Source organism: Synechococcus sp. R55.8, from assembly GCF_047461895.1.
Lineage (GTDB): Bacteria > Cyanobacteriota > Cyanobacteriia > Thermostichales > Thermostichaceae > Thermostichus.
Map to the genome: position 1 here is coordinate 40,879 of NZ_JANSIB010000002.1, position 8,311 is coordinate 49,189.

8 protein-coding genes are annotated in these 8,311 nt (G+C 56.9%); all 8 read right to left on the reverse strand.

Annotation, left to right across the window (positions count from 1 at the left end; all coding sequences use genetic code 11):
- Positions 1–618, reverse strand: a complete 618-nt coding sequence (gene pyrE / locus NW829_RS00425; RefSeq protein ID WP_414331955.1) for an orotate phosphoribosyltransferase — start codon at positions 616–618, stop codon at positions 1–3.
- A 195-nt stretch (positions 619–813) separates the two neighbouring features.
- Positions 814–1,359 carry a GTP-binding protein gene (locus NW829_RS00430; protein ID WP_414416194.1) on the reverse strand — a complete coding sequence of 182 codons (546 nt, stop codon included), beginning with the start codon at positions 1,357–1,359 and terminating at the stop codon, positions 814–816.
- 232 nt (positions 1,360–1,591) lie between these two features.
- Positions 1,592–2,143, reverse strand: coding sequence for a protoglobin domain-containing protein (locus tag NW829_RS00435; protein WP_414356696.1), 552 nt, complete (start codon positions 2,141–2,143; stop codon positions 1,592–1,594).
- Between the two features lie 55 nt (positions 2,144–2,198).
- Complete coding sequence (locus NW829_RS00440; protein ID WP_011433098.1) at positions 2,199–2,567, reverse strand: roadblock/LC7 domain-containing protein; 369 nt, start codon at positions 2,565–2,567, stop codon at positions 2,199–2,201.
- Positions 2,568–2,647: 80 nt separating this feature from the next.
- Positions 2,648–3,532 carry a DUF4388 domain-containing protein gene (locus NW829_RS00445; protein WP_414416195.1) on the reverse strand — a complete coding sequence of 295 codons (885 nt, stop codon included), beginning with the start codon at positions 3,530–3,532 and terminating at the stop codon, positions 2,648–2,650.
- A 384-nt stretch (positions 3,533–3,916) separates the two neighbouring features.
- A complete protein-coding gene (locus tag NW829_RS00450) occupies positions 3,917–4,744 on the reverse strand; it encodes a DUF4388 domain-containing protein (protein WP_414416196.1) in 828 nt (275 codons plus the stop codon).
- 332 nt (positions 4,745–5,076) lie between these two features.
- A complete protein-coding gene (locus NW829_RS00455) occupies positions 5,077–7,680 on the reverse strand; it encodes a heavy metal translocating P-type ATPase (RefSeq protein ID WP_414416197.1) in 2,604 nt (867 codons plus the stop codon).
- 168 nt (positions 7,681–7,848) lie between these two features.
- Positions 7,849–8,268, reverse strand: coding sequence for an aldo/keto reductase (locus NW829_RS00460; RefSeq protein WP_414414090.1), 420 nt, complete (start codon positions 8,266–8,268; stop codon positions 7,849–7,851).
- Between the last annotated feature and the right edge of the window lie 43 nt (positions 8,269–8,311).

The following is an 8,311-nucleotide window of genomic DNA, read 5'->3' on the forward strand; positions in this document are numbered from 1 at the left end:
CTAGTCCTTTGATTTTCCTGAGGTCAAGGCCCGATGGCAAGCCTGCACTTCTGGAAGGGTGAATAGGCGACGAAAGGCGATCCCTGCTTCGCGGCAGCGATCTTCTGCCCCTTCCAGCCGATCCACCAAAGCCAGGATCCCTTCCGCCCGGTAGCCGGCTGCCCGCACCCGTTCGACAGCCTTCAAAGCAGAACTGCCGGTGGTCACCACATCTTCCAGGATCCACACCCGACTGCCTGCCGGCAACTCCGGCCCCTCGATCCAGGCTTGCGTGCCGTGCCCCTTGGGCTCTTTGCGCACGATCAAGGCGGGTAGGTTGGCGGGTTCAGCATGCAGAGAGGCCAAACTCACCGCCGTCACCAGGGGATCTGCCCCCAGCGTCATCCCAGCCACTGCTTCGGTTTCGGGAGGCAACAGCCGGTGTAGCAGGGATCCCACCCAATAAGCTCCTTGGGGGTGAAGGGTAACCGGTTTGCAGTTGATGTAGTAGGGGCTCTTCTGTCCAGAAGTGAGGGTAAAGGAGCCTTCTCGATAGGCCAGTTGGGCGAGGAGATACAACAGTTTCTCCCGCGCTTCCTCTGGGGAAAGGGTCAGGGGAGAGCAATCGAGAAGCAACACAGCAGGGATCCCCTTGGTTCAATGGCTGGCCAGAAAGAGCACTCAGGACATTTTATTATGCGGCAAATCTCCACCGAATCCAATCTCCCGTTTTTCGGCTTCACGGGAGGGATCCCTGTCACGCAAAAGATACGCCTGTCTTGGCTAGGGCCAATGTTGCTGAAGTTCTAGACCGGCGGATACCTGAAAATCTGTTCAAACAACCACCTGGGGCATCATTTGCTCAACCAACAGAAGCAACGTGTTGGCAACAGAAGCCGGCTCCTGGGCATTCAAAGTGGTGTGCGGAACTGAACCGTCCTGATTCCCCAAAATTAACAAAATGTCTTCTGGATCCCAGGCATTGGGTTGATCGACGTGGGTGATCCCAATCACGTAGGGGGCGCTCGTCCTGGCCTTCATAAAAGATTGAATGGCTTGGGCATTGCGAAACTGGCCCGGCAAGTGCGCAGGCACCAGAAGAACATAGCCGTGGGCGCGCTTAATTAAAATATCCCACATAAAGTTAAAGCGAGACTGGCCGGGAGTGCCGTAGAGATGCAGCCACATCTCTTCTTCCTCCTCTCCAATTCTCAAGCGGCCGAAGTCCATGCTTACCGTCGTGGTTTTCTTCAGCTCTGCCACCTCGTCCGTTGCTTTGCAATCGGTGTCTACTACCTCAATCTCGCTAATCGTGCGAATAAAGGTAGACTTTCCAGCTCCCACCGGCCCTGTTACAACAATTCGCAAGATATTTCCCATAAACTGGCCTCAGACTAAGCTCTAGCGACAAAGCTGAATAAAACTCGGGGGAGTGCACCGATGTGCCGCACGGGAGGTAAAGCTATCTCCAGGTTGCTTCTAAGATAATCTAAAAAAGATACCAACGCCAGCTCTGCTCCAGAGGGATCCCAGAAACTCAAGCACCTCAGCCCAAGAAGGTAGAGAAATTAAGCAAGTAGAGTAAGCAAGAGCCCACTCTAACTCAAACAACTCAAATTAAACTGTTGGCACCATTGGCGATTAATCGTTTGAACAAAGCCTCACTCATGCCTGTTTCCTGTTGCACTGCATTGTAGGCCACCTCAAGGTAGGCTTGCTCAATAAAGGAGAGGTCAATCATACAGACCTTGCTCAAGCTGGTGCGCAACTGCTCAGGCTTGCCTTCTTTCACCAACCGCCGACTGACCTCCTGCACAACTGTGGCCATAGCAGGCACAACATGTTGAGGGCCGATGCCAACGCGCACATGAACTATGCCAATCTTCCAGCGGCGATCCGCATACTGGGGGCCCCAATTGTCCATGCCGGTGAACATTTCCTTGAACCAGTCGGCAAAGGTTTGGCCCAGCCGCTGCCGGTTGTGCTTGGCTATCACTGCCGCCATTTCGGCATCGCGATCCAGATAGCCGTAAAAGGCGTCTGACATTTCCGCCGCGATGCTGCCGCCCCAGTCAGCACTTTGCTGCAAAACTTTCTTGTCATCATCTGTGAATTGCGTGCGCGAGATCAGGACTTGGAGCAGCTCAGAAGGTTTAATGGCCATAGTTTCCTCAACGTCAGGATAGGATCTAAAGACTTAGCTTCCACATTTGATTTTCTTACTTCATTGCCTCTGCAATGCTTGCCGCGACTCGCTTAATTTCCAAAAAGAGCAAGCCTTGCTTGACTTCATGGCTGGCAATTGTCAGCAAGACGGCATCGGGGCCACAACTGGTTAAAACCCCGTATCCTTTTTCCCCCTGTACAAAAACTCTCTCTATGGCTCCGCGCCCTAGCTCTCTCCCAATCCGTTCGCCCAAAGAAAGCATGGCAGCCGACATAGCAGAGGTTCTCTCTTCATCCATACCCACAGGCAGTGTGGAAGCTAAAGGTAGCCCGTCGGGGGTGACCACTGCTGCTCCCTGGACTTCCGGTGTGTTGGCAACATAGCTCTGGAGGATCGCCTGCAAAGAGGACAGATTAGCCATCCTATATCTCCCTGCTGATTCCCTATTTCTAATGTTTCTACCCGAAAACCGAAAACATGACTGCAAATATCCCTATGCTTTTATTTTTCGCGCATGCCCCTGAGGAGGGTGGCCAATCGACTGACCAGAGAAGGCTTGACGGGGCCGCCCTCATCCTGGAGACCAGGCACCCTTGCCCCCAGCCTCTCCCTCACCGGCTCGGGATTCACCTCCTCAGCAATCGACTTGGACAGCTCCCAGTGACCAGACCGAGCCAGAACCGTTGGCCCCTCACAGGGACTGATCAACCCCAGCTTGGCCAGACGGGCACAGGCATAGCGCACCTCCAGCAGGTCTGCCCCCAGTGCTCGAGCCAAAGCCGTCAGCTTGCGAGAAGGCGACACCTGCTCCAGGATCCCCCACTCCAGCGCAGAAAGCTTGAACAGAGGCAGTTCGGTGCTGGTACGCCAAAAGCAGCTATCAGGCTCGGGCAGGTCTTTTTCGGGGCGCTGGTCTAGCTTGAGCTGCTGCAGGGCTTCCAGGACGGCAGCGGTGGCGCTTTTGCTGAGGCCAGTCATTTCTCGGTAGGGCATGGGCACGTTGGGCAGGAAGCTGAACTGTCCGGATTCGAGGGCAAAGAGGCTGTAGAGGCCGGTTTGCAGTTGATGGCGGAAGAGCTTGGCCAGGGCTGCTGGGGTAATCAACCCTTGCCGCTGCAAGCAACGTCCCAAGGGCTCCTCCAAGCCGCAAAAGGAAGCCAGCTTCTCGACCACCCGCTCGCTCACCAAGCCGGAATGGGCCAGCAAGCTCTCCAGGCGGTGTTCTTCTTGGGGGGGTAGGGCGGCAATGACCCGACCTTGGTAAAACCAAATCCGGTAAATACCTCTGGGCGCCCAGATACAGAGCTGTCCTGTTTTGCTGCCTCTCTCGATCAGCTGCAACAGATCGGGCAAGGAAAATTCTTGGAGGTCTCCAACTATGGCCATAAGATTTTTTCGAGCCTCTGATTCAGTGGGATAAGTGGAAATCAATGCCTTAGTAACATTTCAGACATCCCCATTCTTGTACATGTACTCTCGGACAACAACCGTGTATCAACGGCTGTGTTCTTTGTAGCTAGGTACTCTGCGCGCCAGCAGTTACACTTACTATCCGGGAAAATCTATCAAGGAATACAATTAGGCAGCACTCGGAAGCCCTTCACAGAAGAGTTTTAGTTTCCTTTGTTTCAGCTTTGTGTTGGATCATGTCGCTTCGTAAGATAGAACTCCTATTTTTGCTTTCTCTGTGAGCGGAAGTTAGAGAAAAGTTATAGACCCTTCCAAGTTCTTTACAAAGCCAGAAGATTGTTTTTTTCCGTTAGGTTTACCTCACTTTTCGCGCATGCCCTTGAGGAGGGTGGCTAATCGACTGACCAGAGAAGGCTTGACGGGGCCGCCCTCATCCTGGAGACCAGGCACCCTTGCCCCCAGCCTCTCCCTCACCGGCTCGGGATTCACCTCCTCAGCAATCGACTTGGACAGCTCCCAGTGACCAGACCGAGCCAGAACCGTTGGCCCCTCACAGGGACTGATCAACCCCAGCTTGGCCAGACGGGCACAGGCATAGCGCACCTCCAGCAGGTCTGCCCCCAGTGCTCGAGCCAAAGCCGTCAGCTTGCGAGAAGGCGACACCTGCTCCAGGATCCCCCACTCCAGCGCAGAAAGCTTGAACAGAGGCAGTTCGGTGCTGGTACGCCAAAAGCAGCTATCAGGCTCGGGCAGGTCTTTTTCGGGGCGCTGGTCTAGCTTGAGCTGCTGCAGGGCTTCCAGGACGGCAGCGGTGGCGCTTTTGCTGAGGCCAGTCATTTCTCGGTAGGGCATGGGCACGTTGGGCAGGAAGCTGAACTGTCCGGATTCGAGGGCAAAGAGGCTGTAGAGTCCCACCTGCAGTTGATGGCGAAAGAGCTTGGCCAAATCTACGGGCGAGATCAACCCTTGCCGCTGCAGGCAACGCCCCAGAGGCTCCTCCAAGCCCCTAGCGACCAACTGGCTGACCACCTGCTCGTCCACCAAGCCAAAGCGCGTCAGCAGGCTTTCCAAACGATGCTTTTCTTCAGGGGTGAGGGCGGCGACCACCCGACCTTGGTAAAACCAAATCCGCTGAATGCCATTGGGTGCCCAGATGGATAACTGCCCTGCTTTCTTACCCTTTTCCATTAAATGCAACAGGTCGCATAAGGAAAATTCCTGAAGATCTCCAAGCATCGCCATACTTTTGCTCCCTTCACCGCTGCAAGATGCGCTTTCTCAGTATTTTCACGGTTTTTGCTTTGCTAAGTAAGAAACCAGAAGATGCGCTTACAGCTTGGTTTCGGCCTAATCTTACAACCAAATCCTCAAAAGTTAAAGCGGATTAATCTTTTTAATCAAATGTAATCGAAGTTGCCGAATTTTTGGCTTGGACGCAGCGGAAATTGTGTCAGAAGCTCGGTAAAACCTCGGAAGACTTAACGATCGATACTTAGTCATTCGTAATTTTTAACACTTTTTTAGCTGCGGCTACTCGAAGATCTACGGGGTACAAAAGTTCGCCTCAAGAGGAGTGAATTGAGGATTACACTGAGGGAACTCAAGGCCATGAGACCCCCAGCGATTGCCGGGCTAAGCCCAATGCCAAAGGGGGGTAGGAGCACGCCTGCTGCCACCGGGATCCCTACCAGGTTGTAGCCGACAGCCCAGAGGAGATTTTGCTGGATCTTGCGGAAGGTGGCGCGGCTGAGGCGGATAGCTTCCACCACATCCCAGAGGCGGTTGCGCATGAGGATGATATCGGCGGTTTCTAAGGCCGCATCAGTGGCTGAGTGCAGGGCGATGCCCACATCGGCTTGGGCCAAAGCCGGAGCGTCGTTAATGCCATCTCCCACCATGGCAACTCTCTGGCCTTGGGTCTGCAGGTCGCGGATGACTTGAGCTTTGTCTGCCGGGTGAACCTCGGCGATAACGCGGATCCCGGGCACTTGCAGAGCTTCGGCTACCTGCTTGGCCACCTCAGCCCGATCGCCAGTAAGCAGCATCACCTGCAAGCCCATCTTTTGCAGTTGTCGCAGTGTTGCCTGCGCATCAGGCCGCAAGGGATCCTGGGCTGCCAGCAGCCCCACCAGGGATCCCTCTACAGCCACGCCCACCACCGTTTTGCCGGCTGCCAATAGCGCCTCGGCCTGGGCCTGGGTCTCCTGGGACAGCGGGATCCCCAAAGCAGCCAGACCATCCAGGGATCCCAACACCACTTCCTGCCCTTCCACTTGGGCGGCGACTCCTATCCCCGGCTGGGTTTGAAACTCGCCGGCGGAGAGCAACGGCAAACCCTGGGTGCGGGCGGCTTGCAAAATGGCTTGCGCCAGCGGATGGCGAGTGCCGCTTTCCACTGTGGCCGCCAGTTGGAGTAGGCGATTGGGATCCAGGGAGGGGTCAAGGCTGAGACAGTCCGTCAGGTGGGGATCCCCTTGGGTGAGGGTGCCGGTTTTGTCGAAGACCACCGTTTGCAAGCGATGGGCTTTCTCCAGAACATCTCCCCCTCGGATGAGCAAACCCCGCTCGGCTCCCAAGCCAGTACCCACCAGGATGGCCATCGGCGTAGCCAACCCCAAAGCACAGGGGCAGGCCACCACCAAAACGGCAATGGCCATCTTGAGGCTGCTGAGCAGAGGTGTGGGGTGAGGGGGATGGTTGCCCAGATGCAGATGGGAGTGCAGGCTGAACCCCTTCAGGACAAAGTGCTCCGCACCGTCGCTCCCCCAGAGTGGGATCCCAACCCAGTACCAGAACCCAAAGGTGAGAATGGCCAGGGTCACCACCCCATAGGTAAAGTAGCCCGCCACCTGGTCGGCTATCCCTTGGATGGGGGCCTTGCGAGCTTGGGCCTCTTCCACCAGGCGGATGATCTGGGCCAAGGTGGTGTCTTTCCCGGTGCGCGTCGCCCGGCACAGCAACAACCCCGATTGGTTCAGCGTCCCCGCCACCACGGGATCCCCCACTTGTTTCAGCACCGGCAAGGGTTCCCCCGTCAACATCCCCTCGTTGACCGTGGCCTGGCCGGCAATGACCTCTCCATCCACCGGGATCTGTTCGCCGGCCCGCACCTGCAGCCAATCCCCCACTCGCACCTGTTCGATAGGACACCATTCTCCGGTTTGGGATCCCAGATCCAGGTTCCCCTCTGGGCTGGAAGCCAGAGATCCCGCCTTCTCTGCAGGCTGAACCCGCCGAGCCAAACTGGGACACAAGCTCACCAGCGATTGCAGGCTGCTGGCCGCCCGCAGGCGGCTGTGCTGTTCCAAGGCCCGTCCCAACAGGATGAAGCTGAGCATCATGACGGGCTCGTCGAAAAAGCACTCCCAGCCCACCTGAGGGGCCAACAACCCCGCCAGACTGGCCAGGTAGGCCGATCCGGATCCCAAGGTAACCAAGGTGTTCATGTTGGGGGCCAGCCGCCGCGCCCCTCTCCAACCATCCAGGACAATGCCGCGAGCTGGGCCGACAAAAGTCAAGGTCGCCAAGCCCCAGTGCAGCCAGACATCATTAAGGAGGGGCAAGCCCAGACGGGCGAAGAGATCCAAGTGTCCGGCGGCAGAAATCAGCAGCAAAAAAGCGGCGGTGAGCGCTTGGCGAATGTGGTGTCGGGTCTGCTGTCGCTGCCGAGAGAGGGGATCCGCAGGCACATCCAAGGCTTCTTCCCACCCACCGGGAGGGGAAGAGGGATCTTGAGAGTGCTCCGCACCGCTGACGCGAACGGAACTCCCGCCGGAGAGGGCCTCACCCTCTGAACTGTAGCGGCTGGGAAACCCTGCCTCTGTCAAAATCTGGGCCAGGTGCTGCGGGTCGGGCCGGAGTCCAGGGGCAAACTCCACAAGGGCCGACTCGGTAACCAGGTTAACGCTGGCCTTGACCACCCCCGGCTGTCTCAGCAGGGCCTGCTCAACGGTGCGAACGCAGCCGGCACAACTCATGCCCCCCACGTGGAGAATCAGGGATCCCTCCTGAGAAGGCGCTGTGGGCCTATCTTGGCCAGCCGGATCCCTTGGCCTGTCTGCCTTATGGGCCTTATGGGTCAGAGTGCTCCGCACCGCTGACGCGAATGCATCTGGGATGGCCATCTTTGTTCTCCCGTGGTTAACAGCCCCCTCGCCCTACTGGCCAGTTATGTAGCGGTAGGACAGGGCTCTACATCCCATTTTTTGCCAAACTCAATCGTAGGACTGGGATCCCGGCGACAAAGTGCTCCCCACCGCTAACGCAAACGGCAAGGGAACAGAAAGCAACAACTAGGCAGCGCGGGCAGGCGGGGACATAAAGCTGGGGGGAATGGACTCGGGAACATACCTTTGCAAAATATCCTCGATGGTCTGCATCGCTTCCGCATCCAACGACCAGCCCCAAAGGCCGGATATCGCTTCCAGATGATGGGGTTTGCGCGCCCCCCACAGTGCCACACTCACCCCTGGTTGATCCAGCAGCCAGCGCACCGCCAACTGAGCCAAGGTCTTGCCATAGCGATCCTGAGCAAACTGGCTCAATGCCTCTGCCGCCTTTAGGTACTGGGAGTAGCGCGGTTCAACAAACTTGGGATCGATCCCGGCGCGCATGTCCCCTGGGAGGAAGGTGGTTTGCGGCGTCATCCGTCCGCTCAGCAGACCTCGGCAGAGGGGACTGTACACCAAAGTGTGAATGCCGTGCTGATACATTTACGCTGAACACTGCTGAACATCACTGTTCAACTATGCAGCG